Source organism: Sphaerisporangium aureirubrum, assembly GCF_042658925.1.
Lineage (GTDB): Bacteria > Actinomycetota > Actinomycetes > Streptosporangiales > Streptosporangiaceae > Sphaerisporangium > Sphaerisporangium aureirubrum.
The window spans coordinates 1-24067 of sequence record NZ_JBHSRF010000070.1; the positions used below are offsets into that span (position 1 = coordinate 1).

A 24067-nucleotide genomic window follows, 5' to 3' on the forward strand; every position below is an offset into this window, starting at 1 on the left:
GGCCGCCGCGCCGAGCAGCCGCCCCAGGGCGGCCCGCAGCCGCCCGCGCCGCACCACGTCGTCCACCAGGCCGCCGGCCAGCAGGGTCTCGGCGGTCTGGAAGCCGTCGGGCAGCGTCTGCCCGAGGGTGCCGGCGATCACCCGGGGCCCGGCGAACCCCATGTGCGCCCCCGCCTCGGCCACGATGACGTCGGCGAGCGTGGCGTACGACGCGGCGACCCCGCCGTAGGTGGGATCGGTGACCACCGAGACGGTGAGCAGCCCCGCCTCGTCCAGCTCGGCCATCGCCTGGCTGGTCTTGGCCATCTGCATCAGCGCCAGCGCGCCTTCCTGCATGCGGGCGCCGCCCGAGGCGCTGACGATCACCAGCGGCACCGCCGCGGCCACCGCGCGCTCGGCCGCCGCGGTGACACGCTCACCCACCGCGCACCCGAGGCTCCCCCCGAGGAACGCGAAGTCCATGACCGCGAGCACCGCCGCCCGCCCGCGCACGCTCACCTCGGCGCACAACACCGCCTCGTCCAGCCCGGTGTCCCGCCGCGCCGCCGCCAGCCGCTGCGGGTAGGGCCGCGTGTCGGTGAACCCCAGCGGATCATGCGGCCCCTCGGCCGCCTCCAGCGGCCGCACCGACCCGGGATCGGCCAGCGAGGCCAGCCGCTCCCGCGCCCCCATGCGCGCGTTGTGACCACACGCCGGGCAGATCCGCAGCCCCGCCCGGAAATGCTCCTCGAACAGCGGCATCCGGCACCCCGGACACGCCGCCCACAAACACACCGCCGAAGCGGCCCCGCCCGTCACCCGGCCCCCCTCACCGAACACGGCCCACCCTCCGGACCGCCCCGCGGTCCGCCTTCCCGGCCGGCGCGCGGTCCGCCCCCCGGGCCGGCGCAGGGTCCGGCGCCGGTCTGCGGCGCGACACCCGGTCGGTGTCGTGGACGGATGTGCCGGGTGGTGTGCGGATCGGTGTCCAGGTGGGGCAGCGGACACGGGTGCCAGGTGCTGTGCGGGCGGGTTCGTGGGGGTGTGGGGCGGGTGGCGGGCGGGGTGGTGTGGCGGGTGGTGTGCGGGCGCATGGGGCGTTCCTCCCGTCGGGTGGCGGAGGTACGCGGGCCGCCGGGCGCGGCGAACCCCGTACCGGGCCACACTGCGCCTGGGTGCTGGTCGGCCGGTCGAACGGCGCTGGAGGCTTCCTGGTCCGCCCACCAGGGCGGGGAAATATGCGGAGTTATCTGGAAATAGGCGTGTATTTCATAGGCGGAGGCGGCGGACGGCCGTGCCATCCGGCCCGTCACGCCGAACCCGGATTCCTCTATAAGTTTCCCATTAGGCGAAGAATCGAGGCCCAGACCAGGGCTTTGTCCGACATTTTAGGCCCATGAGCCATTTATGCGGACGTTCCACTAAGGGGATTCATCTAAATTCGAGAGATCCACCAGGGACCACGCGCCCATGGTGGCCCGCGGGGCGTCACCGATGGGAGTACACATGGAATTCCGGGTGCTGGGCTCGCTCCAGGTCATCGACGGGCCCGGCGAAGACGGCGAGCTCACCCCGAGCGCCGCCAAGGTCCGCGCCGTGCTGGCCATGCTGGTGCTGCGCCACAACCAGATCGTCTCCACCCGGGAGCTGATCGACGAGCTGTGGGGCGAGCGCCCCCCCGCCACCGCCCTGGCCACCCTGCACACCTATGTCTACAAACTGCGCAAGATGCTCGGCACCGGCGGCCCGGCCTGCGTCATCACCAAACCGTACGGCTACCTGCTGGCCACCTCCCCTGAGACCATCGACGTCTACCGCTTCGAACGCCTGGTCGCCGACGGATGGAGCGCCCTGGAGCGCGATGACCCCGACCGCGCCGCCGACGCCCTGTCCGCCGCCCTGGCCCTGTGGCGCGGCCCCGCGCTGGCCAACCTCGCCGCGGGCGAGCTGCTGTCGGCGCAGATCACCCGCCTGGAGGAGAGCAGGCTGCGCGCCCTGCAGCTGCGCCTGGACGCCGACCTGCGGCTCGGCAGGCACCGCGAGCTGATCAGCGAGCTGAAGGAGCTCATCGCCACCCACCCCCTCAACGAGGACTTCTACGCCAAGCTCATGACCGCCCTCTACCAGGCGGGCCGGCGCGGCGAGGCGCTGGAGGTGTTCCAGAACCTGCGGCAGATCCTGGTCGGCCAGCTCGGCCTGGAGCCCTCCCCCGCCCTGTGCCGCCTGCAGCAGCGCCTGCTGTCGGCCAACCCCGGCCTGGACCAGCCCGACCCCGCCCCCCGGCCCCGCGCCGCGCCGCCGGCGCCGCGGCCCGCCACCGCGCCCGCGCAGCTGCCCGCCGACATCGCCGACTTCGCCGGCCGCCAGGACGCCAAGGACCGCATCGCCGGCCTGCTCACCCGCCCGGCGGGCTCGGGCACCGCCGTGCCGGTGGTCTGGGTCGGCGGCATGCCCGGCGCCGGCGCCACCGCCCTGGCCGTGCACGCCGCCCACCGCGCCCGCGCCGCGTTCCCCTCGGGCCAGCTGTTCGCCGCCCTGCGCGCCGGGGGCCGCCCCGCCGCGCCCGGCGAGGTGCTCGGCGGTTTCCTGCGCGCGGCCGGCATCCCGCCCGAAGACATCCCCGACGGCACCGACGAGCGCGGCAAGCTGTTCCGCACCTGGTGCAGTGACCGCCGGGTGCTCATCCTGCTGGACGACGCCGACAGCGGGCCGCAGATCCAGCCGCTGCTGCCCGGCTCGGCCGGCTGCGCCGTCGTCGTCACCAGCCGCTCGGCCCTGCACGGCCTGGCGGGAGCCCACATGGTGCGCCTCGGCCCGCTCACCGCCGCCGAAGGGCTGCACCTGCTCGCCGGGGTGGTCGGCGCGCACCGTGTGGAGGCCGAGCCCCGTGCCGCCGAGCAGATCGTCCACCTGTGCGGGCGGCTGCCCCTGGCGCTGCGCGGCGCCGCCGCCCGCCTGGCCGCCGCGCCCGCCGCGCCCCTGGCGTCCCTCGCCGAACGGCTCGCCGACCCCCGCGCCCGGCTGCGCACCCTCGCCGCCGCCGACCTGGACGTGCGCACCGCCTTCCAGGCCGTCTACGACCGCCTGCCCGCCCCGGAGCGCAGCCTGTTCCGCCTGCTCGGCCTGCTGCGCACCCCCCACATCACGGTGCGCCGCACCGCGGCGCTGCTCGGCTGCGGCCCCGACCACGCCGAGCACCTGCTGGCCCGCCTGGCCGCCCGCTACCTGCTGGACGCCGAGCCCCGCCCCGGCGGCGAGGTCCGCTACACCGCCCACGACCTGGTCCGCCTGTTCGCCCGCCAGTGCCTCGAGGACGAACTGGACGCCTACCGCGACCCGGCCGACCCCGCCGACCCGCCCGCCGCCGAGACGGACGGCGCCGGCCCGGCGCCCGCGTACCTGACCCACCCGGCGCACCCGGCCGTCCCCGCCGATCACTTCGTGTACGCCGAGCCGTTCGTCCCGGCCATGCCGGGCGAGACCGCCGTGACCGTGACGGCCACCGCTCCGCCCGCGCCGTACGCGCCCCCCGCGCCGCCGGTGCCCGCCGAGCCGGAGGCGGTCCCCGAGCCCGCCGAATGCGTCAACGGCGTGGCCGCGCACGTGCTCGGCCCCTAGACGCCCGCTGGTGACACGCCGGGAATCCCCGGCCGTACCGGGGCAATTCCCCACACCAGCCCGACATCAGCGACAAACCAGACGTTCCGCCCAGCATTGCACCGTATCCACGAAAGGAGACTCGCGGTGCATCGAACGCTGATCGTCGCGCGGATGGAGCCCTCAGAAACCGAATCGGTCGCCAAGATCTTCGCCGAATCGGACGCCAGCGACCTACCCCACCTCATCGGGGTCTCGCGGCGCACCCTGTTCCGCTTCCACGACCTCTACTTCCACCTCGTCGAAGCCGACCACGACATCACCCCCAACCTCTACAAAGCCCGCACCCACCCCCTCTACGGCGAGATCAACCAACGCCTCGGCGAACACATCCGCCCCTACGACCCCGGTTGGCGCGAACCCAAGGACGCCATGGCCGACCCCTTCTACACCTGGGAGGCCGACAGCCATGTCTGACACCCACCTCACCAAGATCACCGCCGCCGACGTCGCCCCCAACCACCGCCGCGGCGGCGACATCCGCGTCCTGCTCAGCCCCAAGACCGTCGGCTCCACCTCCGGCTTCATGGGCGTCGCCTACCTGCAGCCCGGCGAACACTTCGTCGAGCACTACCACCCTTACTCCGAAGAATTCATGTACATCGTCCGCGGCACCGTCACCGCCCGCATCGACGGCCACCAGGAGATCATCCTCAACCCCGGCGAAAGCATGATGATCCCCAAAACCGTCCGCCACCGCGTCGACAACCACGGCGACGAGGAAGCCTGCATGGTCTTCCACGCCTCACCCCTGGCACCCCGGCCCGAACTCGGCCACGTCGACACCGAACACCCGGCCGGCCACACCCACGACGCCACCGCCGGAACCCAGCGGTGACCAACGTGGACACCCGTCCCGTCACCCGGCGCCGGACCCCCGCACGGCCCGGCGCCGGCCACCGGCGGCGCGTCGTCATCACCGGCATCGGCGTCGCCGCACCCGGCGGCATCGGCGTCCCCGCCTTCTGGGACCTGCTCACCGCCGGCCGCACCGCCACCCGCGGCATCACCCTGTTCGACCCCACCGGCTTCCGCTCCCGCATCGCCGCCGAATGCGACTTCGACCCCGCCGCCCACGGCCTCACCCCCCAGCAGATCCGCCGCATGGACCGCGCCGCACAACTCGGAGTCGTCAGCACCCGCGAAGCCCTCGCCGACAGCGGCCTCACCCACACCCACGTCCCCCCAGAACGCCTCGGCGTCTCCATCGGCAGCGCCGTCGGCTGCACCATGGGCCTCGAACAGGAATACGTCGTCCTCAGCGACGGCGGCCGCCGCTGGCTCGTCGACCCCGCCTACGGCGTCCCCCAGCTCTACGGCTACATGATCCCCAGCACCATGGCCACCGAAGTCGCCTGGACCGCCGGCGCCGAAGGCCCCGTCGCCCTCATCTCCACCGGCTGCACCGCCGGCCTCGACTCCGTCGCCCACGGCTACACCCTCGTCAAAGAAGGCTCAGCCGACGCCGTCGTCGCCGGCGCCACCGACGCCCCCGTCTCCCCCATCACCGTCGCCTGCTTCGACGCCATCAAAGCCACCTCCCCCAGCAACGACGACCCCCAGCACGCCTCCCGCCCCTTCGACCTCGACCGCAACGGCTTCGTCCTCGGCGAAGGCGCCGCCATCCTCATCCTCGAAGAACGCACCACCGCCACCCGCCGCGGAGCCAAGATCTACGCCGAAATCGTCGGCACCGCCGGCCGCAGCAACGCCTACCACATGACCGGCCTCAAACCCGACGGCCGCGAAATGGCCGAAGCCATCCGCACCGCCATGAACCAAGCACACCTCAACCCCGACGACATCGACTACATCAACGCCCACGGCTCCGGCACCCGCCAGAACGACCGCCACGAAACCGCCGCCTTCAAAGCCGCACTCGGCGACCGCGCCCACCGCGTCCCCGTCAGCTCCATCAAATCGATGATCGGCCACTCACTCGGCGCCATCGGCTCCATCGAAGTCGCCGCCTGCGCCCTCGCCCTCACCCACGGCGTCGTCCCCCCCACCGCCAACCTCCACACCGCCGACCCCGAATGCGACCTCGACTACGTCCCGCTCACCGCCAGGCAACAGCCCATGGACGTCGTCCTCAGCGTGGGCAGCGGCTTCGGCGGCTTCCAGACCGCCATGCTGCTCGCCCGCCCCACCGGACGCCGCCCCGCCCGAACGGCCCGGAAAGGCGGCACCCCATGACCGACCACACCACCGACCGCCCCGTCATCACCGGCCTCGGCATCACCGCACCCAACGGCCTCGGCATCCAGGCCTACTGGTCCGCCACCCTCGACGGCAAAAGCGGCATCGGCCCCATCACCCGCTTCGACGCCGAACGCTACCCCGTCCACCTCGCCGGCGAAGTCACCGGCTTCGACGACACCGAACACATCCCCAGCCGCATCGCCGTACAGACCGACCACTGGAGCCACCTCGGCCTCACCGCCGCCGACATGGCCCTGCACGACGCCGGCATCGACCCCACCACCCTCCCCGAATACCAAATGGCCGTCGTCACCGCCGGCTCCTCCGGCGGCACCGAATTCGGCCAACGCGAAATCGAGAAACTCTGGGCCCAAGGCCCCCAATACGTCGGCGTCTACCAATCCATCGCCTGGTTCTACGCCGCCACCACCGGCCAGATCTCCATCCGCCACGGCATGCGCGGCCCCTGCGGCGTCATCTGCACCGAACAAGCCGGCGGCCTCGACGTCGCCGCCCAAGCCCGCCGCCTCCTCCGCCAGGACGCCCGCGTCGTCGTCACCGGCGGCACCGACGCCTCCCTGTGCCCCTACGGCCTCGTCGCCCAACTCTCCACCGGCCACCTCTCCACCCGCGACGACCCCGAACGCGCCTACCTCCCCTTCGACACCGACGCCTGCGGCTACATCCCCGGCGAAGGCGGCGCCATGCTCATCGCCGAACACCCCACCACCGCCAAAGCCCGCCACGCCCACCCCTACGGCGCACTCGCCGGCTACGCCGCCACCTTCGACCCACCCCCAGAACCCGGCCGCCTCCCCCTGTCCAACCTCCGCCGCGCCATCACCACCGCACTCGACGAAGCCCGGCTCAACCCCACAGACATCGACGTCGTCTTCGCCGACGCCCTCGGCATCCCCCACCGCGACCGCCAGGAAGCCCACGCCATCACCACCGTCTTCGGCCCCTGCGCCGTCCCCGTCACCGCACCCAAGACCATGACAGGACGCCTCTACGCCGGCGGCGCCGCCCTCGACCTCGCCACCGCCCTCCTCGCCATCCGCGACGGAGTCATCCCCCCCACCACCGGCGTCCGCGCCCTCGCCCCCGGCTGCGACATCGACCTCGTCCGCGGCACCCCCCGCGACGGCCCCGTCCGCACCGCACTCGTCCTCGCCCGCGGCCACGGCGGCTTCAACGCCGCCTGCGTCCTCACCGCCACCTGAACCCACCGGACCACCCACGGCACCCGGACACCCCACAACCAACGGAGAAACCACATGACCACATTCGGCCTCGACGACATGAGACGCATCATGGGCGGCTGCGCGGGCGTACCCGAAACCATCGACCTCAACGACGACATCGGCGACATCACCTTCGTCGACCTCGGCTACGACTCCCTCGCCGTCCTGGAAATGGCCGCACGCATCCAGCAAGAACTCGGCGTCCGCATCCCCGACGACGCCGTCGACGAAATGAAGACCCCACAAGCCGCGGTCGACTACGTCAACCGCCGCCTCGCCGCCTGACACCGGAGGTCACCCACATGGCAGGACACGTCGACAACGAGATCATCATCGCCGCCCCCATGGACCTGGTCTGGACCATGACCAACGACGTCGCCTCATGGCCCGCCCTGTTCAGCGAATACAAAGCCACCCAGATCCTCGAACGCCGCGGCCAGACCGTGCGCTTCCGCCTCACCATGCACCCCGACGCCGACGGCAACGAATGGAGCTGGGTCTCCGAACGCACCCCCGACCCCGCCACCCGCACCGTCCGCGCCCACCGCGTCGAACCCGGCTGGTTCAAATACATGAACCTCTTCTGGGAGTACACCCAGGTCCCCGACGCCGTCCGCATGCGCTGGGTCCAGGACTTCGAAATGAAGCCCGACGCCCCCCTCAGCGACAAACAAATGACCAAACGCCTCAACGACAACACCATCGTCCAGATGAACCGCATCAGGCAACTCGTCGAAGAGGCCGCCGACCGCACCGCCCCCGCCCCCACCTGACCACCACCACCCAGCCCACCCCACCACGAAGAAGAGAGCGAGCATGAACGACAACCACGACAACGACACCGTCTACCGCGTCATGGTCAAGATGCGCATCCACCCCGGCATGGAACGCGACTTCGAGAAGACCTGGCGCGACATCGCCGCCACCATCGCCCGCCACCCCGCCAACGTCGCCCAGTCCATGGCCAAAAGCCCCGACGAGGACGGCGTCTACTACGTCACCAGCGACTGGCGCAACAAGGAACGCTTCCACGAGTTCGAGCACAGCCCCGAACACGCCGCCAACCGCATGCGCCTCGACCCCTACCGCGACCCCGCCGGCACCTCCATGACCCCCATGTACGTCTCCTCCAGCTACACCTCCACACCCCAGGCCGGCCGCGTCCGCGTCGCCCTCTACCTCAACGAACCCGAGAACGACAAGGGCTCCATCGAGAACGCCTACCACCAGATCAGCACCACCCTGCGCGGCCGCACCGGCCTGCGCGGCAACGAACTGCTCCGCTCCCTGCGCGACCCCCGCAGATACGCCGTCCTCAGCGAATGGGACGACGTCACCACCTACCGCGAATGGGAACGCAGCCCCGAACACCTCCCCACCACCTCCCCCCTCGCCCGCTACCACGACAAGGGCCTCGGCATCTTCGGCTCCTACGAAGTCCTCGCCGCGTACTGACCACACCACCCCTTCCCGGACACCGACCACAAAGGAAAACCCATGCCCTACGCCATGCTCACCTTCCGCATCAAACCCGGCCACGAGGACGAACTCGCCGAGGTCTTCGCCAACGCACCCGCCCTCGAGAACCCCGTCATCACCGACGAACGCGGCGAGGAGACCGCCCGCCTCATCGGCACCGGCGTCTTCGTCAAGGACGACGTCCTGGTCCGCCTCGTCCACTACGAGGGCGACTTCGCCGGCATCGCCCGCCACCTCGCCGCCCAGCAGCACGTCCACGTCATCGAAAGCCGCATCGTCCCCTTCCTCGCCGAGACCAGGGACACCGGCAACCCCGAAGGCTTCGCCGCCTTCTTCCGCAACGCCCGGATGCGCTGCCTCACCCAGTCCTCCAGCGAAACCGAGTCCAGCCCGCTGTGACCGGATGAACACCCGCCTCCGGCGACCCCCGCACACCACGCCACCGAGGCACCCCCGGCCACCAGGCCGGCAAGCCGGATCGCGCCGCCGCGCGATCCGGCTTCGGCCGTGCCCGCCCGCGAAGGAGCGCCATGCCCCACGCCAACGCCGAGCACCCCACCGACATCGACGTCCTGGAAGCCGTGCCGCGCGAGACCGCCGCACTGCTCACCCAGGCCCACCGCCTGGTCACCGCGCTGGCGCTGCGCACCGGCCTGGCCGTCCCGGAGTTCCGCTGCCTCGCCCTGCTGTGCCGCCGCGGCCCCATGCCCGCCCGCGAACTGGCCGCCCAGGCCGCCCTCGACGAGGACACCGTCACCGGCATCGTCGACCGGCTGGAACAGCACGGCCTCGCCCTGCGCCGCCCCGGCGCGGACGGCCGCGTCCTCGTGCACGCCGATCCCCGCGCCCGGCTCTGCCCCGCGCTGCGGGAACTGCGCGAGACCTGGTACCCGCTGCTCCGCCGCCACGACGACGACCTGGGACTCGTCGCCGGGCTGCTCGCCGATGGGCGAAGGTTGTCGGATCTGGTGGTGGGGATCGTGAGCTGACCGGGCGCCTTTACTTTGTAGATTTATTCGTGGGGGATCAGCCCAGGGGCGCCGTCACCGTGAAGGACGCGTCGCCCGCGAACGACGAGGCGGACTCGCGCAGGTCCAGCCGCAGCTCGTAGTTGTAGTGGCGCAGCAGGCGGCCCGGGTAGTTGTACGACTCCAGCGACACGGTGCCCCCGCCCGCCAGGCCGGCCCTGCCGCAGAAGGTGGCGTCGCCGCGGAACACCGCCGAGCCGTCGTTGGCCTGCACCCTCAGCCGCATGCTGTAGTGCCGCAGGTAGGAGCCCGGAGAGGTCACCGACTCCAGCGAGTGGCAGGCGGAGCTGGCCAGCCCCGGCACGATGTTGAAGGTCGCGGCCCGGCGGTCGGCGAGCGGGCTGGAGGCGCTCAGCGGGTCGATGTACGCGGCGTTGTCGCGGGCGCGCGCGTACCGGTCGGGGAAGTTGACCGAGCGCAGCGAGCGGGTGCCGGACGGCAGGGCGGTGCCGTCCCCGGAGTCCTCGCGCAGCACGGTGAAGTGCCGCGCGGTGCCCGACAGACCGGACAGCTCCACCTTCGCCCCGAAGGAGTTCAGGTCGGAGCTGTCGGCGTAGTAGTAGCGGCCGGCGGTGTAGTTGTCGAAGTAGATCCGCCACCTGCCGTCGGGCAGCCGGGTCAGCGCCGGGCCCTCCAGCCCGCTCCCCCAGCCCGCCCAGTTGCCGGTGCCGGCGAAGCTCCACGGCCCGGACAGGGAGGTGGCGGTGGCGTGCTCGATGTACTTGGTCGTCTCGTTCTTCAGGAAGTTGTGGTACGTGCCGCCGATCTTGACGACGTGGCTGTCGATGTAGTTCGCCGGGATGCCGAGCGCCGCCGGCGCGCTCCACGCCGACAGGGCGGTGTCGGTCGCGGTGATCCGGTAGGGGCGGAACTGGCCCGCGGTGCCCGTCGCGGAGGCGGAGAAGATCACGTGGACGCTGCCGTCGGAGTCCTTGAACCACTCGGGGGCCCAGGTGCTGCCGGTGGCGCCGTTCAGGCCGACCCTGACGTTGCGCAGGAACGTCCAGGTGACCAGGTCGGGGCTGCGCGCGAAGCCGATCGTGTCGCCCGTCCAGTTGGTGGTGTACACGATGTAGTACTGACCGTCGGTGTGCCTGAGCACGCTAGGGTCGCGGATCAGCCCGGACGGCGGACGGTAGGCGTTGGCCCTGACCAGGGTGTAGCTGGTGGCGTTCGGCGAGTCGTAGATGTACATGTTCGACTCGCTGCTGTTGGTGAACGCGGTCATCAGGTAGTGCGCGGCCGGGCCGGCCGCGGCGGCCGGCGACGAGGTGGCGACCACCCCGGTGAGTGCCAGCCCCAGCGCCGCTGTGAGCGCTAACACTCGGGTGCTCGGCAGACGTGAACGCAACATGGTCGTCCGATCCGGATCCGTGGGAGCGTGCGGTCTGCCAGACGGTAGGAACGGCCGCCGGGCGTGTCAACGGACCGCCGCCCGCACCGCCCGCCGCGGCGGGCGTCGGGCCTCGTGCGAGGGGACCGGGGCCGCGGTGCGGCGATGCAACTTTCACCGCGGGCGGCACGCTGCGGTGAGTCCTGCCCAGGGCTGACCTGAAACGTTTCGAGCCGGCGCGTCCGGCGGGCCCGCGGGTGTTTGACAGGGTGGTGACCGGTTTCTAGCGTCTGGGCTCCGGGCCTCCCCCGGACGACCGGACGGCCCACAGGAGGACCCCTCTGATGTTAGGGCTAACAACCCTGCCGACGGCGGGGGTTCCGGTGTGACCGCCGACGAACTGGGTGGAGAATCGATGACCGACCCGTTGAGCCGTAGGCGCCTGCTGGCGGCCGGCGGCGTGCTCGCCGCCGCCTCCCTGGCCGCGCGCCCCGCGCACGCGCTGGCCGGTCCCGCCGTGACCCGGCTCGGGGATTGGACCCTGGACCCCTCCGGGCTCTACTTCGTCTCCTACGACGGCCTGGTCAACACCCAGTCGTTCCAGCTCAACGGCATCCTCACCCACGGCGCCTACCAGTACGCCGCCTGGTACACCGCGAACCGGTCCGCGGTGCTGGCGCGGCGCGCCCTGCCCGGCGGGGCCTGGCAGTCGTTCACCCTGCCGCACCAGCTGAGCGCCGACGACTCCCACAACGTCATCTCCCTCGGCGTCTCCCCCGCCGACGGTCGGCTGCACGTCGCCATGGACACCCACAACAGCACCGTCTGGTACACCCGCTCCCCCGCCGGTCAGGCGACGGACTCCGCCTGGTCCGCCGGGCGCTTCGAATCCTTCCAGCGCGGGCTCGGCGGCCTGTCCCTCGGCACCATCACCTACCCGCAGTTCCTCGTCGCGCCGAACGGCCGCCTGCAGTTCAGCTACCGCACCGGCGGCTCGGGCAACGGCGTCAACCGGCTCGCCGAGTACGACGGCGGCACCTGGCGGGCACTCGGCGCGTGGACGAGCGCCACCGGCTCGTACACCGCGCGCGGGGTGACCAGCACCACCCGCAACATGTACCTGCACGGCCTGACCTACGACACCCGGGGCCGCCTGCACGCCGCGTTCACCTGGCGCGAGGGCAACACCGGGGTGCTGTGCAACGGCGGCGGCCTGGCCAACCACGACACCGGCTACGTCTACAGCGACGACCAGGGCCGCACCTGGCGCAACGACGCCGGCACGCAGGTCGCCACCACCGGGGGCACCGCGGTCTCGGTGACCTCCCCCGGCCTGGTGGTGGACCCGATGACCGTCGACCACGGCCTGATGAACCAGGAGGCCCAGGCCGCCGACTCGGCGGGCCGCCCCCACGTGATCATCAGCTACGTCCCCGGCCGCTTCACCCAGTGCGTCTCCTCCTACGCCGCCCAGCGCACCTCCTACGCCCGCGCGTTCCACGTCCGCAAGGACGCCTCCGGCGCCTGGCGCAAGACCGAGATCCCCTTCGCCCTGGGCTCCACCGGCCGCTCCCGCCTGGTCTTCGACGCCTCCGACAACGCCTACGTGGTACTCCCCTTCGCCAAGATCGCCGCCGCCTCCGCCTCCGGTGCCTACTCCGACTGGCGCATCGTGTTCGACGGCGCGGGCCACGACGCGTTCGGCGAGTGCCTGGTGGACTACGCCAGGGTCGCGAGCGAACGCGTCCTGTCGGTGATGTACCAGCGCCGCTCCACCGGCACCACCCCCTCCCCGGTCCGGGTGATCGACTTCCGCCTGGGCTGACCACCCCACGCCGTTCCCGCCCTAAGATCGTCCCGTGGACGTACCCGTCGTGCCGGACCCTGGCGCCGGAGTCGTGGTCTCCCCCGCCACCGATCCCTACCACGTCTACCTCGACGCGCTGACCAGCGCCGAGTCGCGGCGCGCGATGCGCGGCTGCCTGGACCGCATCGCCCGGGTCATCTCCGGCGACGAGCAGGCCATCGGCGCCGGCCAGCCCTGGCACCTGCTCCGGTACGAGCACACCGTGCGGATCCGCGCCATCCTCACCGAACGCGGCTGGTCGCCGTCGTACGTCAACAAGCACCTGGTCGCGCTGCGCCGGGTGATGCGCGAGGCGTGGCGGCTCGGCCGGATGGACGCCGAGGACTACCAGCGCGCCGCCGACCTGCCCACCCTCCAGCACACCAGGCTGCCCACCGGGCAGCACGTGCCGCCCGAGGTGACCGGCGCGGCCCTGTCGGCCTGCGACCAGGACGGCTCGCCCGCCGGGGTGCGCGACGGCGCGCTGCTCGCCGTGCTGTACTCCACCGGCTGCCGGCGGGCCGAGATCGCGGGCCTCTCCCTGGCCGACTACGACACCGCCGCCCGGTCGCTGCGCGTGCGCGGCAAGCGCGACAAGGAACGCCTGGTCTACCTCACCGCCGAGGCCGTCACCCGGATCGAGGCGTGGCTGGCGGTGCGCGGGCGGGCCGCGGGCGCGCTGTTCTCCCCCATCAACAAGGCCGGGCGGCTGCGCGCCCCCGGCGGCCGTCCCGCCCCGATGACCGGTCAGGCGATCGCCGACATCGTCACCCGCCGCCTGACCGCCGCCGGCGCCGCCCGTCGCACCCCGCACGACTTCCGGCGCACCTTCATCGGCGAGCTGCTCGACGCCGGCGTGGACCTCGCCACCACCCAGGCCCTGGTCGGCCACGCCTCCCCCGTCACCACCGCCCGCTACGACCGCCGCCCGGAAACCCGCCGCCGCGAGGCCGTCGACCGCCTCCGCCTCCCCGCACCCGCCCCCCTGCGCCCGCCGCCCCCGGCGGGGAGTCCACCACATCCGCCCTGACGACGCCGCGGCACCGGCCGGTGCCGCGGGTTCGCTCTCCGCGCGTCTACAGGCCGTTCCTGGCGAGCCAGGTCAGGCATGCGTCGGCGACCTCCCGCCAGCCGTGGTCCACAGTGAGGGAGTGGCCTCGGCCGGGGAACACCTGGAGCTCGGTGATCGCGGTGGAGTGCCGGTACTGCTTGAGGGTCGCCTTGGTGACGGCCACGGGGACGGTGTGGTCCATGCCGCCCGCGATCAGCAGCAGCGGCCCCCGGGCGTCGTTGCCGGTGTCGACCTTGGCGGGCGAGCGGGGGGAGAAGTTGGCGGCGGCGGCCTCGAACAGCGGCTTGCCCGGCGCGGGAATGGTCCAGCGTTCGTACAGCTCGGCGGCTTCCCGAGCCGGGATGGCGTTGCCGAACGCGTAGGTGAACTGGTCGAAGGTGAGGGAGACGGCCCGGCGCCTGTTGGCCGGGTTCCTGAACACCGGCAGGGTCGAGCGCAGCGCCGACAACGGCAGCGGCAGGACCCCCTTGATCTGGGCGGCGTCGATCGCGATCGCGGCCGCGGCGAGATCCAGCCCGAGCAGCCTCTGGGCGATCATGCCGCCGAACGAGTGGCCGATCAGGAGCGGCTTGACGTCCATGGCGCCGATGATCCGTGTGTAGTGGGCGACGACGTCGTCGATCCCGTGGCCGGCGATGGGGCCGGGGTCCTTGCGGGAGATCTCGACGGTCTCGCCGTCACCCGGCCAGCCCGGCGCGACCGGTGCGTAGCCGGCGGCCGTGAACAGCTCGGTCCAGGGGGTCCAGGAGGTGGCGTGCAGCCACAGGCCGTGGATGAAGACGACGGGAGTGGGCGGTGCGGTCATCGGGTGCTCCTCTTGCCATCGCGTACGGGACGCGGCTTGCTCATGCCTGGATGACGTTCTTGACCGCCTGGGCCGCGGTCGCGGCACGGCGGATGTGGGCGGCGACGGCGGCCGGTCGCGACAGCGCGACCGCGTGTGACCCGTCGACCTCTACGGTGTCGGAGCCGGCTCGCCGGGCCATGAAACGCTGGGCGGCGGGATGGACGGCCTGGTCGGCGGTCGCGACGACGTACCAGGACGGCAGGGTCTTCCAGCTCGCGCCGGGAGAGCTCTCCTCGAACGCGGCGGCGGCTATGGGGCGTTGCGCCGCGGCCGCCGCCGAGGTGAAGGGCTCGGGCAGGTCGGCGGCGAACACCGCGCCGAACCGGCCGGTCCTGAGATACAGCTCCACGGCCTCCTCCGCGTCGCCGGTGCGGAAGGTGGACGGGCGCAGCGCCGGGCCCAGCAGGGTGCCGGGGAAGCGGCCGGTGACGTCCAGCACACTCTCCCCTTCCTCCAGGGCGAAGGCCGCCACGTAGACCAGCCCGGCGACGTTGCCCGCCCGCGCTCCGGCCTGGGTGATGACCACACCGCCGTAGGAGTGGCCCACCAGCAGGACCGGGCCGTCGATCTCGGCGACGACGCCGGCGAGGTAGCCGGCGTCGGTGGCCAGTCCGCGCAGCGGGTTGGCCACCGCGGTCACGGGGATGCCGGTGGCCTGGAGTTCGGTGATCACACCGGCCCAGCTCGAGGCGTCGGTGAAGGCTCCGTGCACCAGCACGACGGTCGGCGTGCTGCCGTTCTTGAACGAACTCCGTGTGGTCATGGCCTCAAGGTAGGAAGCCCTTCGCGCGCCTCGCGAGCGTCACATGACTGCGTCACCGAGCGTCATGTGAGGAGGAGCCGCCTCGGCGAGGTCAGGCCGGCGCGCGCAGGGCCGTGCGCAGGTCCGATCGCGAGGTGACCGCCAGCTTGGGAAAGATCCTGTAGAGGTGGGAGCTGATGGTCCGGTGCGACAGGTAGAGCTTCTCGCCGATCTCCCGGTTCGTCAGGCCGTCGGCCGCCATCTGGGCGATCTGGAGTTCCTGCGCCGTGAGCACGTCGCGTGCCTCGCTGGTGCGGCTGCGGCTGCTCTCGCCGGAGGCCCGAAGCTCCCGGCGCGCCCGCTCGCTCCAGGCGATGACCCCGAGGGCGTCGAAAGTCTCGCGGGCCGCGCGCAACGGCGCCCGTGACTGGGCCGTGCGCCGCCTGCGCCGGAGCCACTCGCCGTAGGCCAGCTGCACCCGGGCCCGCAGGAAGGGCCATCGCCGCAGGTCCTCCCCGAGCGCGGCCTCGAAGAAGGGCTCGGCGGTGGCGTCGTCGGCCAGTACCGCCCGGGCGTAGCGCAGGTCGGCGTGCAGGCAAGGCGACGGTGTGGTGAGCGCCACCGTCTCCAGCTCCGCCATGATGCCGGCGATCGCCCGGCTCTGGCCGCTGTGCGCCGCGGCGTCCGCGAGTTCGGCGATGGAGAAGCAACGCATCGCCAGGTGGAAGGCGGGATCGGCGGGATCGTGCATCCGCAGCAGGTGGTCGTAGGCGTCGGCGTAGCGTCCTTCACCGAGCGCGGCGAGCCCGCGCGCGAGCCGCGCCGTGGCCAGCACCGGGAGGGCGCCGATGGGCAGCGCCACCTGCTCGGCCCGTGCCGCGAGGCTCTCCACGCGGTCCTGCTCGCCGCGCAGCGCGGCGAGCATCGCTCCCGAGGCCAGGGCGATGGCGTGCATCAGCGGCTGGGACGTCTCCTGCGCCAGCCGGCCGGCCTCCTCGGCCGCGGGGATGGCCACGCTCAGGTCGGCGAGCCGGACCGCGCTGAACGCCTGTGCCCCGAGGTCCCGGGCCAGGCCGCTGAGCCGGCCCTGTGCCCGCAGCGCCGGGAGCGACGTGGCGCAGAACTCCATCGACAGGTCGAAGGCACCCACGATCAGCGCCGAGCTGCCGAGCAGGCGGGCCGCCTGCCGGTCGCCGGCCGGGTGCGCGGCCAGGTGGCGCAACCGGTCGATCACGACCTTGCCGCGCTCGATGGGAGCCGCGAACGCCAAGATCGTCAGCAGCCGGCCGTCCAGGACGTCGATGGGCAGGCTCTCGGCCACCGAGACGACGCGTCGCCGTGCCTCCGGGCCGGTGTGAGCCCAGAAGCACCGCAGGGACGCGCTCGACAGGAGTTTAAGGGCGAGATCGGTGTCCCCCCGCGCCGCGACGCTCTCGGCGAGGTCGGCCAGTGAGCGCGCCGCCGCGCCGCCGTCGCGGACGCCGTCCTCGAAGCTCTCGCGGATCCACACGATACGGGCCCTCTGCCGCGCCGACAGCCGCAGCGGCGCCGCCTCGCCCAGCAGCCTGGCGACGGTGTCGCGCCGCCCCAGCTCGGCCGCGTACTCGGCGGCGCGCACCAGCCGTTCAGCCCGGTTAACGGGATCCTCGCTGAGCCTGGCGGCGTGTTCCAGCGCCGCGACGCCCGACACCAGGTCGCCCCGGCGTCGCGCGCGGCCGGCCACGGTCTCCAGCTCGGAGGCGATGGCCTCGTCCGGCCTCGGGGTGGCCGCCGCCCGGTGCCAGACGCGACGGTCCGGCTGGCCTGCGAGGACGTCGGCGAGCGCGGCGTGCGCCACCTGACGCTGGGAGACGCTCGCGCCCTGGTGGATCGCCGAGCGCATCAGCGGGTGCCGGAACCGCACCGCGGCCTCGTGCGCGTCCACCAGCCGTATGGTGACCGCGGGCGCCAGGTCGTCCGCCGTGACCGGCCCGCCGACGATCATCGCGGCGGCGTCGAGGGTCTCGGAGAGGGCCGTGCTGTCGTTGAGCGCGGCCACCAGCAGCATGGTCCGGGTGGTCGGCGGCAACCCCGATATCCGGGCGGTGAAGGCCTGTTCCAGGCGGGTCGTCAGCGGGAGCCACCCCGGCGGCAGGGCCGCCTTCCCGCTCTGCCTGTCCGCGGCGATCGGCAGTTCGACGAGAGCCAGGGGGTTTCCCGCCGCCTCTCGCAGCACCCGCGTGCGCGCCGCGGGCGCCAGGGCGGGGCCGCACGCGTCCAGCAAGGCGGTCGCGGCGGTGTCGTCGAGCCGATCGAGCGGCAACTCCGGTAGCCCGGCCTCGTCCAGGGGGCCGTGGAAACCGTCGCGTATCGCGGCCAGCAGCGCGATCGGCTCGGAGTCCAGCCGCCGCGCGACGAACGCGAACACGTCGGCGCTGGAGCGGTCCAGCCAGTGAGCGTCCTCGACGAGCAGCAGGACGGGTGAGCGCGCGGCGGCGTCGCCCAGGAGATTCAGCGTCGCCAGGGCGATGAGGAACAGGTCGGGTACCCGCGCGTCGACCAGCCCGAACGCCGCCCCCAGCGCGTCACGCTGCGGGGCGGGCAGCTCCCCGATGCCGGCGAGAACCGGGAGCAGCGCCTGGTGCAGACCGGCGAAGGGCAGATGTGTCTCCGATTCCACGCCGGCCGTCCGCAGGATCCGCATGCCCCGGGCGGCGGCGGCCCTCGCCGTCTCCAGCAGCAGGGCCGACTTCCCGATCCCCGCCTCGCCCCGCACCAGCATCGCCCCGCCGCCGTCGCGGACGCCGTCCACGAAATCGCTGAGACGCCGCTGTTCGGACTCCCGCCCGAAAAGCGCAGCCATCGGCTGGTCTGCTGACATATGCCGCCATGATCGCTCGCGTTCAGTGCCCTGTCCAGCGAACCGGCCGCCGTGCCGCAGGGGCCCGGCCGCACGCGTTCGGCACCTGCGCCACGTGACGCTCGGTGACACAGTCAGGTGACGCTCGCGGGGGCCGCGAGTCCGTTCCTACGGTATGCCCTTGTACGACGGCCGCGGGATCTTCGGGGAACAAGGCCCGGACCGACCGGCACGCTTCCGCGCCTCCTCCAGAACGGCCGAAGCCCCACCGTCTCAGCGCTCGCGCCGAGCGCCTCACGTCATACCGATACCAAGGAGCTCCGCCATGCCCGCGCACCCGTCCCGACAGGCTTCGCCGCCTTCCCGGTCGAGAATCCGGATCCTGCTGCCCGTGATGCTGGGCTTCCTGGCCGTCCTGGCCGGGGTCGTCCCCGCGTCGGCCGCCTCCTCCGCCACGCCGGCGGACCGGAGTACGGCCAAACCGACCGTGGTACTGGTCCACGGCGCGTTCGCCGACGCCTCGAGCTGGAACAAGGTCGCCGCCCTGCTCCAGACGGCCGGCTACCCGGTGATCGCCCCCGCCAACCCGTTGCGTGACCTGACCGGCGATGCCGCCTACCTGTCCAGCATCGTCGCCACCATCCCCGGGCCCCTCGTCCTGGTCGGCCACTCCTACGGCGGAGCGGTCATCTCCAACGCCGCCGGCGGCAACCCCAATGTGAAGGCACTGGTCTTCATCGCCGCGTTCGCCCCCGACCAGGGCGAGTCGGCACTCGACCTGTCCGGCAGGTACCCCGGGAGCCTGCTGCCGTCCAGCCTGCTCGCCCGCCCGTTCCCGCTGCCCGGCGGCGGGACCGGCACCGACGCCTACATCGACCCGGCGAGGTTCCGCGCCGCCTTCGCCGCCGACCTGCCCGCCCGGGACACCGCCCTGATGGCCGCCACCCAGCGGCCCGCCGCCCTGGCCGCGCTCGGCGCCCCGAGCGGGGCGCCCGCCTGGAGGCACATCCCCTCCTGGTACCTGGTGGCCGGAGCCGACCAGGCCATCCCGCCCGCGGCCCAGCGCTTCATGGCCGGCCGCGCCGGCGCGCGCACCAGCGAGGTCCCGGGAGCCTCACACGTGGTCATGATCTCCCACCCCGGCGCCGCCACCGCCCTCATCACGGCCGCGGCCCGAGCCGCTCGCTGATCCCCACGGGATCGCGGCCTCACCTCGGCCGGCCCCGACACCGCCGGCGGGCCCGTCCCCCAGGGGACGGGCCCGCTCGGCTTCGGCCTCGTTGGTCAACCGGCGGTGGGGAGCGAGGCTTGCTTCCTCGGGTGCTTCACGTGCCGCGCGTGGTGACGCGGCTGCTTGTGGAACTTGTGGGCCTTGAAGTGCTTGTGACGATGCCCGGGGTGGTGCGCGGACCAGGAGCCGTGATCGCTGTGGTGCCCTCCGCGGGCGTCCTCACCGATCACCCCCTCGATGGTGTGGAGCGTCTGGAACGTCACCATGCGATCCCGGCGGTCGTCACGGTCGTAACGGTCACGACGGTGTTCGCGGTCCGCGGGCTTGGCATGGTCCGCGGACCGGGTCTTGTCCATGGCCGCCTTGCCGTTCTCCTCGCATTCCTTGTCCTTGTTCCTGTCGTTGTTCATGCCGTTGTTCATGCCGTTGTTCATGCCGTTGTTCATGCCGTTATCCGGAGGAACGGGAACGACCGCCGGGCGGACGGTCTGGGCGAGCGGCCGTGAGGTGCTGGAATCGAACTGGGCCGTGCCCTGGAATCTGGCGACGATCTGATGCACGCCTTCCGGGAGATTGCCGGTGGTCAGCACGGCACGGCCGTTCGCGTCGACCGGGACGACGCCCAGGCCGCCGCCGTCACCGGTGAACGAGACCGAGCCGCTGGTGACGGGCGTGCCGGTCGAGGTCGTCACCGTCGCGGTGAAGGTGACCGGAGACCCGGCGGTCACCGAGGTGTTCGACGAGGTCAGCGTGGTGGTGGTGGACCTGGCGGGCGGGATCACGCAGACGGGCCGCTGGACGGTGTTGGTGTCCAGGGTCACGGCGCCGTTGCGGGCCAGGAGGCGGCCGTTCACGCCAGCTCCGGTGGTCGCGGTGATCGAGGTCAGCGCGAGGATGTTCCCCACGAAGGTGGAGCCCGTGCCCAAGGTCGCCGAGCTGCCGACCTGCCAGAAGACGTTGCACGCCTGGGCGCCGCCGATGAGGCTCACCGAGCTGGCCGACGCGGTGATCAAAGTGGAGGCCGCCTGGAAGACGAAGACCGCGTTCGGGTCGCCCTGCGCGTCGAGGGTCAGATTCCCGGTGATCTGGAAGGTCCCCGCGGTGGAGTTGTAGACCCCCTCCCTCAAGGTGGTCCCGCCGAGCTGCGTGGCCACGGTGGTGACCGGGGTGCGGCCGGCGGCGTCGTTGTAGGCGGTGGTCAGGTCGGCCTGAGCCTGGGTGGCGACGGCGTCGGCCGCGTGAATGGCCCCGACGACGTTGCCGGGCGGGAAACCGGTCACCGCGGAACCCGGGCTCACGCCGAGATCCCCGATGACGACGGAAGGACCGGTGTTGGTGACCGTCGACCCGCCCAGTACGGCGAAGGCAGTGGCCGTGCCGAGCCCCACCGGGGGCTGTTGCGCACTGGCGGCGTGGGGCGTCGCGATGACGACGCCCATCGCGACCATGACCGCGAGAACCGCCGCCGGCCAGGAGCGAACGATATTCCGCGGCGCTATGAGAGAACGATTGACGTCAACCATGGGCAATTCTTTTCTTTCGGACATCGGATATTAAGGCATGCGCTTTAATGGCGCACCATCAATCCGACCCTACTGATAAGCACCGCCGTCATCGTTTTGCGACATGCTCAGAATTCAGCTCGCATTACGGAGCGAAAAGGAGATATCAGATGTTATTCCCGCCGAGGGCGTCCGGCCGTGTCACTCGTCGACGGTGAGCCCCTCGAGGGCCTTGCGGGGGTCCTGGTGCGCGGGCAGGCCGTAGCGGCGAGCGGTTTCCAGGGAATGGCCGAGAAGTTCGGCGACGACGACGATGTCGGTGCCGGAACGGGTCATGGTGGTGCCCACCGTGCGGCGCAGCACGTGGGGGGTGAAGACACCGTCGCGGCCGATGGGCAGGTCGGCGGCGTCGGCGATGGCGCGCAGCACGGTGTAGGCGGAGCGGGCCGACAGACGGCCGCCGCGGTGGTTGAGGAACAAGGCGGGGCCGGTGCCGGCACCTTTCCAGCCGGCACGCTCGGCCAGCCATTCCGTGAGGACGGCACGCAGTTTGGGGTGCAGGGGCACTTCGCGGAGTCTTCCGCCCCGGCCCCGGCGGATGATCAGGTGGCCTTCGACCGCGGACAGGCGGACGTCGCCGACGTCCAGGTCGACGGTCTCGGCGAGGCGGGTGCCGGCGTAGAAGGCGGTGAAGGCGATCGCCTTGTCCCGCAGCGGGGCGCGACCGGCCTCACGGAGCAGGCGGAGCTGGTCGCCCTTGTCCAGTGCCCTCGAGGTCGCCGGGGGGACGCCGGCGCGCTCCACAGCGGTCGGGCCGAGCCCGCGGCGGCGGTAGAAGTCGTCGACCGCGGCCAGGTGGGCGTTGACGGTGGAAGGCCTGCGCTTGGCCACGGTCTGCAGGTGGGCGCGGTAGTCGCGCACCGCGCGGTCACGGGCGCCGGAGTCCGTGAGCGGGTCGCCCTCGGCCGCGCAGCCGGCGAGCCAGGCCAGGTACTGGCGGACCCGGGACCGGTACACGCGGACCGAGCCGGCGTCCAGCGGCACGCCCGGCCGGGTGATCTTCTCCTCGTAGTCCGCGAACACCTCGGCGACGGCGCCGTCCAGCGCGGTGGGCTGGGCACCCGGGCGGCGCCGGACCGGAGAGGCCACGCCCGGCGCCGACCGCGTCGCGCCGGAGACCGTTTCCCCGGGCCGCGATCCGGCCGAAGGCAGAGCATCGGAGACCATGCAAGGAGCTTACTTCAGATATTGCTAGATATCGGAAGCTGAACCGCGTAGAGTCGAAGTATCCGGGAAACCACGACATCCCCAGCTGAGGTTGCCTGCACCGGCCCACAAAGGACGTCATGGACCTCCCGCGCCGCTCCCCTCCCAAGCCCCTCGCGCCCGCCGAGATCACCGGCCCCGGGCCCGAGGCGCCGATCGCGCCGCCCGCCCCGCCCGCCGGGCCGTTGCCCGTCACCCGCACCAGCGTGGCCTGGGCCGGAGTGTGGACCGCCGCGGCCGTGGCCATCGCCTTCATCGTGTTCATGTTGCAGAACACCGCCAGCGCGCAGGTGTCCTTCCTCGGTCTGCACGGGACGCTGCCGCTGGCGATCGCCCTGCTGATCGCCCTGGTCACCGGAATCCTGCTCACCCTTGTGCTCGGCACCGCCCGCATCACGCAGCTACGCCGCCTGGCCCGCGCGAACCGCCGCGGCCAAGGCCGATGAACGCCAGGACCCGAAGACCTCCAGTGGCCCCGATCAAAGGTGGCCGGAAGAAGGTGTGGTAGTGCGTAGCACCGCTGAACGCGCCACGACGATCAGCCCATCGCCGCCGTCGACGCCACGGGTGCGCCTGGAGGCGAGCCGGTCGCGGCCAACGCTTCTCGACGGCGGCTGGTGGCCTCGATCGGCCGACCCCGTCGCGGAACTGCCGGGACTGATCCTGGCCCTCGACGACCGTTACGGCCACGTCGAACGGGTCATGCTCGGCACGGCCGACTGGGACGGCCGCCCTCGCCGGCTGCGGGTCGACGGCCCCGCCGGCCGCCGGGCCGTCCGGCTCGGATGGTTCGACACCATGCCCGCCGGCCTGCTCACGGCGACCTACGGCGGCGGCCGGCGGATCGACCTGCTCACCGTTCCCTCGCACACCAGCGCCGCCGAGGCAGAGAAGGCCATGGATCAGGCCGCACAGCCCGGCAACACCGTGCACACCCCTGAAATCCTGTCCGCCATCACCTCACCCCCGGACCACACCGAGGCGCGGACCACCGGCGAGGGCTTCTGAGGCGGCGACGGCCACCCGTCCGAACGCCTCAGGCCCCAGGCCCCAGGCCTGACCCGCGAGGCCACCGCCGGAACCCCGGACGCGGTGGCGGCCCAGACCATCATGGTGACCGCACCGGCCCATCGCCCCATCTCCATGCCGTCCGGCACCGCGCCCCCTGTCCGGCACGCCCCAGACGGATCGGCATCTACACCACGATGAACGCCGACACCCCACACGCTTCGAGCCGCGAGGCCTTCACCCACCGGCGCACACGCATCATCGGCACACCCGACCCGCCGGGACTGCGGATCGAAGGAGATCTCGATCGCACCGTGCTGGCCACCCTGACCCAGGCGCTGGCCGCCCACCCCGGCCCGGGCGAGGTGTCCCTCGACCTGACCCGCCTGGACTTCATCGACGTCGGCTGCCTGCGCACCTTGGTCACGGCCACACTCGTCGACGGCCGCGTCCTGACGTTGCACTCCATGCCCCCGAACGCGCGCCGCCTGCTCGAACTCACCGGCTGGCACGACACACCACACCTGCGCCTGAATACCTGAGCCTCGCCACCCACGCCGCGACCGCTCACGGTCCCGATGATCGTCACCCCTGCGGGGGACGGCTATATAGGGGTCGTGGGCCACGAACCGCCCGGAGTGAGTTAGTCTCGGTGGTGGCCGATGTGGTTTGTGTCCCCCGGGCCGCATTTACCGCCTTCACGGAATACCGTTCGGCTGGAGCCGTGTTGTGCCTCTCGCCGAGGAGGCGACCGCCACATCGGCCTTAGACGTGCCGCCCCGCGGGTGTACA

General features: G+C 72.3%; 23 protein-coding genes. 16 read left to right on the plus strand and 7 right to left on the minus strand.

The window, feature by feature from the left end; genetic code table 11:
- On the minus strand, positions 1 to 741 hold a 741-nt coding region (locus ACFP1K_RS31930), incomplete at its 3' end, for an acetyl-CoA carboxylase carboxyltransferase subunit beta (protein WP_380760342.1).
- A gap of 744 nt (positions 742 to 1485) precedes the next feature.
- Between ACFP1K_RS31930 and ACFP1K_RS31935 the strand changes: the two genes are divergently transcribed.
- The 10 genes from ACFP1K_RS31935 (at position 1486) to ACFP1K_RS31980 (ending at position 9550) form a co-directional block, all read left to right on the plus strand.
- A complete protein-coding gene (locus ACFP1K_RS31935; RefSeq protein ID WP_380760344.1) occupies positions 1486 to 3597 on the plus strand; it encodes an AfsR/SARP family transcriptional regulator in 2112 nt (703 codons plus the stop codon).
- A 126-nt stretch (positions 3598 to 3723) separates the two neighbouring features.
- Positions 3724 to 4053 carry a TcmI family type II polyketide cyclase gene (locus ACFP1K_RS31940; RefSeq protein ID WP_380760346.1) on the plus strand — a complete coding sequence of 110 codons (330 nt, stop codon included), beginning with the start codon at positions 3724 to 3726 and terminating at the stop codon, positions 4051 to 4053.
- Positions 4046 to 4474: a cupin domain-containing protein gene (locus ACFP1K_RS31945; RefSeq protein ID WP_380760348.1), complete on the plus strand. Its 429-nt coding sequence runs from the start codon at positions 4046 to 4048 to the stop codon at positions 4472 to 4474. The genes ACFP1K_RS31940 and ACFP1K_RS31945 overlap by 8 nt, the downstream gene beginning before the upstream one ends.
- Before the next feature lie 5 nt (positions 4475 to 4479).
- The gene (locus ACFP1K_RS31950; protein ID WP_380760431.1) at positions 4480 to 5832 is read left to right on the plus strand and encodes a beta-ketoacyl-[acyl-carrier-protein] synthase family protein; all 1353 of its coding nucleotides are present in this window, start codon (positions 4480 to 4482) and stop codon (positions 5830 to 5832) included.
- Entirely contained in the window at positions 5829 to 7061 is a 1233-nt protein-coding gene (locus tag ACFP1K_RS31955; RefSeq protein ID WP_380760350.1) for a ketosynthase chain-length factor, read from the plus strand. The genes ACFP1K_RS31950 and ACFP1K_RS31955 overlap by 4 nt, the downstream gene beginning before the upstream one ends.
- A 54-nt stretch (positions 7062 to 7115) precedes the next feature.
- Positions 7116 to 7367, plus strand: a complete 252-nt coding sequence (locus ACFP1K_RS31960; RefSeq protein ID WP_380760352.1) for an acyl carrier protein — start codon at positions 7116 to 7118, stop codon at positions 7365 to 7367.
- A 17-nt stretch (positions 7368 to 7384) separates the two neighbouring features.
- Positions 7385 to 7855 carry an SRPBCC family protein gene (locus ACFP1K_RS31965; protein ID WP_380760355.1) on the plus strand — a complete coding sequence of 157 codons (471 nt, stop codon included), beginning with the start codon at positions 7385 to 7387 and terminating at the stop codon, positions 7853 to 7855.
- A 43-nt stretch (positions 7856 to 7898) separates the two neighbouring features.
- Positions 7899 to 8537, plus strand: coding sequence for an antibiotic biosynthesis monooxygenase family protein (locus ACFP1K_RS31970; protein ID WP_380760358.1), 639 nt, complete (start codon positions 7899 to 7901; stop codon positions 8535 to 8537).
- A gap of 42 nt (positions 8538 to 8579) precedes the next feature.
- Entirely contained in the window at positions 8580 to 8960 is a 381-nt protein-coding gene (locus tag ACFP1K_RS31975) for a SchA/CurD-like domain-containing protein (RefSeq protein WP_380760360.1), read from the plus strand.
- Positions 8961 to 9091: 131 nt separating this feature from the next.
- The gene (locus ACFP1K_RS31980; RefSeq protein ID WP_380760362.1) at positions 9092 to 9550 is read left to right on the plus strand and encodes a MarR family transcriptional regulator; all 459 of its coding nucleotides are present in this window, start codon (positions 9092 to 9094) and stop codon (positions 9548 to 9550) included.
- 37 nt (positions 9551 to 9587) lie between these two features.
- Here ACFP1K_RS31980 and ACFP1K_RS31985 read toward each other — a convergent pair whose 3' ends face one another.
- Complete coding sequence (locus tag ACFP1K_RS31985; protein WP_380760364.1) at positions 9588 to 10913, minus strand: glycoside hydrolase family 43 protein; 1326 nt, start codon at positions 10911 to 10913, stop codon at positions 9588 to 9590.
- A 424-nt stretch (positions 10914 to 11337) separates the two neighbouring features.
- On the opposite strand from ACFP1K_RS31985, the gene ACFP1K_RS31990 reads away from it, so the two are divergent.
- Positions 11338 to 12747: a BNR repeat-containing protein gene (locus ACFP1K_RS31990; protein ID WP_380760366.1), complete on the plus strand. Its 1410-nt coding sequence runs from the start codon at positions 11338 to 11340 to the stop codon at positions 12745 to 12747.
- 34 nt (positions 12748 to 12781) lie between these two features.
- Entirely contained in the window at positions 12782 to 13798 is a 1017-nt protein-coding gene (locus tag ACFP1K_RS31995) for a tyrosine-type recombinase/integrase (protein WP_380760368.1), read from the plus strand.
- Between the two features lie 46 nt (positions 13799 to 13844).
- Here ACFP1K_RS31995 and ACFP1K_RS32000 read toward each other — a convergent pair whose 3' ends face one another.
- The 3 genes from ACFP1K_RS32000 to ACFP1K_RS32010 all read right to left on the minus strand — a co-directional run bounded on the left by ACFP1K_RS32000 (position 13845) and on the right by ACFP1K_RS32010 (position 18271).
- Positions 13845 to 14645: an alpha/beta hydrolase gene (locus ACFP1K_RS32000; RefSeq protein WP_380760370.1), complete on the minus strand. Its 801-nt coding sequence runs from the start codon at positions 14643 to 14645 to the stop codon at positions 13845 to 13847.
- Positions 14646 to 14685: 40 nt separating this feature from the next.
- A complete protein-coding gene (locus ACFP1K_RS32005; RefSeq protein ID WP_380760372.1) occupies positions 14686 to 15450 on the minus strand; it encodes an alpha/beta fold hydrolase in 765 nt (254 codons plus the stop codon).
- Between the two features lie 91 nt (positions 15451 to 15541).
- Positions 15542 to 18271 (minus strand): helix-turn-helix transcriptional regulator, encoded by a 2730-nt coding sequence (locus tag ACFP1K_RS32010; RefSeq protein ID WP_380760374.1) that lies wholly within the window; start codon positions 18269 to 18271, stop codon positions 15542 to 15544.
- A 391-nt stretch (positions 18272 to 18662) separates the two neighbouring features.
- On the opposite strand from ACFP1K_RS32010, the gene ACFP1K_RS32015 reads away from it, so the two are divergent.
- On the plus strand, positions 18663 to 19457 hold the full coding sequence (locus ACFP1K_RS32015; protein ID WP_380760433.1) for an alpha/beta fold hydrolase: 795 nt from the start codon (positions 18663 to 18665) through the stop codon (positions 19455 to 19457).
- A 95-nt stretch (positions 19458 to 19552) separates the two neighbouring features.
- Here the strand turns inward: ACFP1K_RS32015 and ACFP1K_RS32020 are convergent, their stop codons facing one another.
- Positions 19553 to 20938, minus strand: coding sequence for an ice-binding family protein (locus tag ACFP1K_RS32020; protein WP_380760376.1), 1386 nt, complete (start codon positions 20936 to 20938; stop codon positions 19553 to 19555).
- 264 nt (positions 20939 to 21202) lie between these two features.
- Positions 21203 to 22228: a tyrosine-type recombinase/integrase gene (locus ACFP1K_RS32025; RefSeq protein WP_380760378.1), complete on the minus strand. Its 1026-nt coding sequence runs from the start codon at positions 22226 to 22228 to the stop codon at positions 21203 to 21205.
- A 119-nt stretch (positions 22229 to 22347) separates the two neighbouring features.
- Here ACFP1K_RS32025 and ACFP1K_RS32030 point away from each other — a divergent pair, with 119 nt between their 5' ends.
- From ACFP1K_RS32030 to ACFP1K_RS32040, 3 genes are all read left to right on the plus strand, one after another.
- Complete coding sequence (locus ACFP1K_RS32030) at positions 22348 to 22713, plus strand: lipopolysaccharide assembly protein LapA domain-containing protein (protein WP_380760379.1); 366 nt, start codon at positions 22348 to 22350, stop codon at positions 22711 to 22713.
- A gap of 61 nt (positions 22714 to 22774) precedes the next feature.
- Positions 22775 to 23275: a DUF5994 family protein gene (locus tag ACFP1K_RS32035; protein ID WP_380760381.1), complete on the plus strand. Its 501-nt coding sequence runs from the start codon at positions 22775 to 22777 to the stop codon at positions 23273 to 23275.
- Between the two features lie 197 nt (positions 23276 to 23472).
- Positions 23473 to 23817, plus strand: a complete 345-nt coding sequence (locus ACFP1K_RS32040) for an STAS domain-containing protein (RefSeq protein ID WP_380760383.1) — start codon at positions 23473 to 23475, stop codon at positions 23815 to 23817.
- The last annotated feature ends 250 nt before the right edge of the window (positions 23818 to 24067 follow it).

Bases quoted from the DNA above. Each gene is read 5' to 3' on its own strand.
- ACFP1K_RS32030 (WP_380760379.1), top strand. From the start codon at position 22,348: ATGGACCTCCCGCGCCGCTCCCCTCCCAAGCCCCTCGCGCCCGCCGAG.
- ACFP1K_RS31955 (WP_380760350.1), top strand. From the start codon at position 5,829: ATGACCGACCACACCACCGACCGCCCCGTCATCACCGGCCTCGGCATC.
- ACFP1K_RS31935 (WP_380760344.1), top strand. From the start codon at position 1,486: ATGGAATTCCGGGTGCTGGGCTCGCTCCAGGTCATCGACGGGCCCGGC.
- ACFP1K_RS32015 (WP_380760433.1), top strand. From the start codon at position 18,663: ATGCTGGGCTTCCTGGCCGTCCTGGCCGGGGTCGTCCCCGCGTCGGCC.
- ACFP1K_RS32025 (WP_380760378.1), bottom strand. From the start codon at position 22,228: ATGGTCTCCGATGCTCTGCCTTCGGCCGGATCGCGGCCCGGGGAAACG.
- ACFP1K_RS32000 (WP_380760370.1), bottom strand. From the start codon at position 14,645: ATGACCGCACCGCCCACTCCCGTCGTCTTCATCCACGGCCTGTGGCTG.
- ACFP1K_RS31970 (WP_380760358.1), top strand. From the start codon at position 7,899: ATGAACGACAACCACGACAACGACACCGTCTACCGCGTCATGGTCAAG.
- ACFP1K_RS32020 (WP_380760376.1), bottom strand. From the start codon at position 20,938: ATGGGCGTCGTCATCGCGACGCCCCACGCCGCCAGTGCGCAACAGCCC.
- ACFP1K_RS31975 (WP_380760360.1), top strand. From the start codon at position 8,580: ATGCCCTACGCCATGCTCACCTTCCGCATCAAACCCGGCCACGAGGAC.
- ACFP1K_RS32005 (WP_380760372.1), bottom strand. From the start codon at position 15,450: ATGACCACACGGAGTTCGTTCAAGAACGGCAGCACGCCGACCGTCGTG.
- ACFP1K_RS31990 (WP_380760366.1), top strand. From the start codon at position 11,338: ATGACCGACCCGTTGAGCCGTAGGCGCCTGCTGGCGGCCGGCGGCGTG.
- ACFP1K_RS32040 (WP_380760383.1), top strand. From the start codon at position 23,473: ATGAACGCCGACACCCCACACGCTTCGAGCCGCGAGGCCTTCACCCAC.
- ACFP1K_RS31980 (WP_380760362.1), top strand. From the start codon at position 9,092: ATGCCCCACGCCAACGCCGAGCACCCCACCGACATCGACGTCCTGGAA.
- ACFP1K_RS32010 (WP_380760374.1), bottom strand. From the start codon at position 18,271: ATGGCTGCGCTTTTCGGGCGGGAGTCCGAACAGCGGCGTCTCAGCGAT.
- ACFP1K_RS31945 (WP_380760348.1), top strand. From the start codon at position 4,046: ATGTCTGACACCCACCTCACCAAGATCACCGCCGCCGACGTCGCCCCC.
- ACFP1K_RS31965 (WP_380760355.1), top strand. From the start codon at position 7,385: ATGGCAGGACACGTCGACAACGAGATCATCATCGCCGCCCCCATGGAC.
- ACFP1K_RS31960 (WP_380760352.1), top strand. From the start codon at position 7,116: ATGACCACATTCGGCCTCGACGACATGAGACGCATCATGGGCGGCTGC.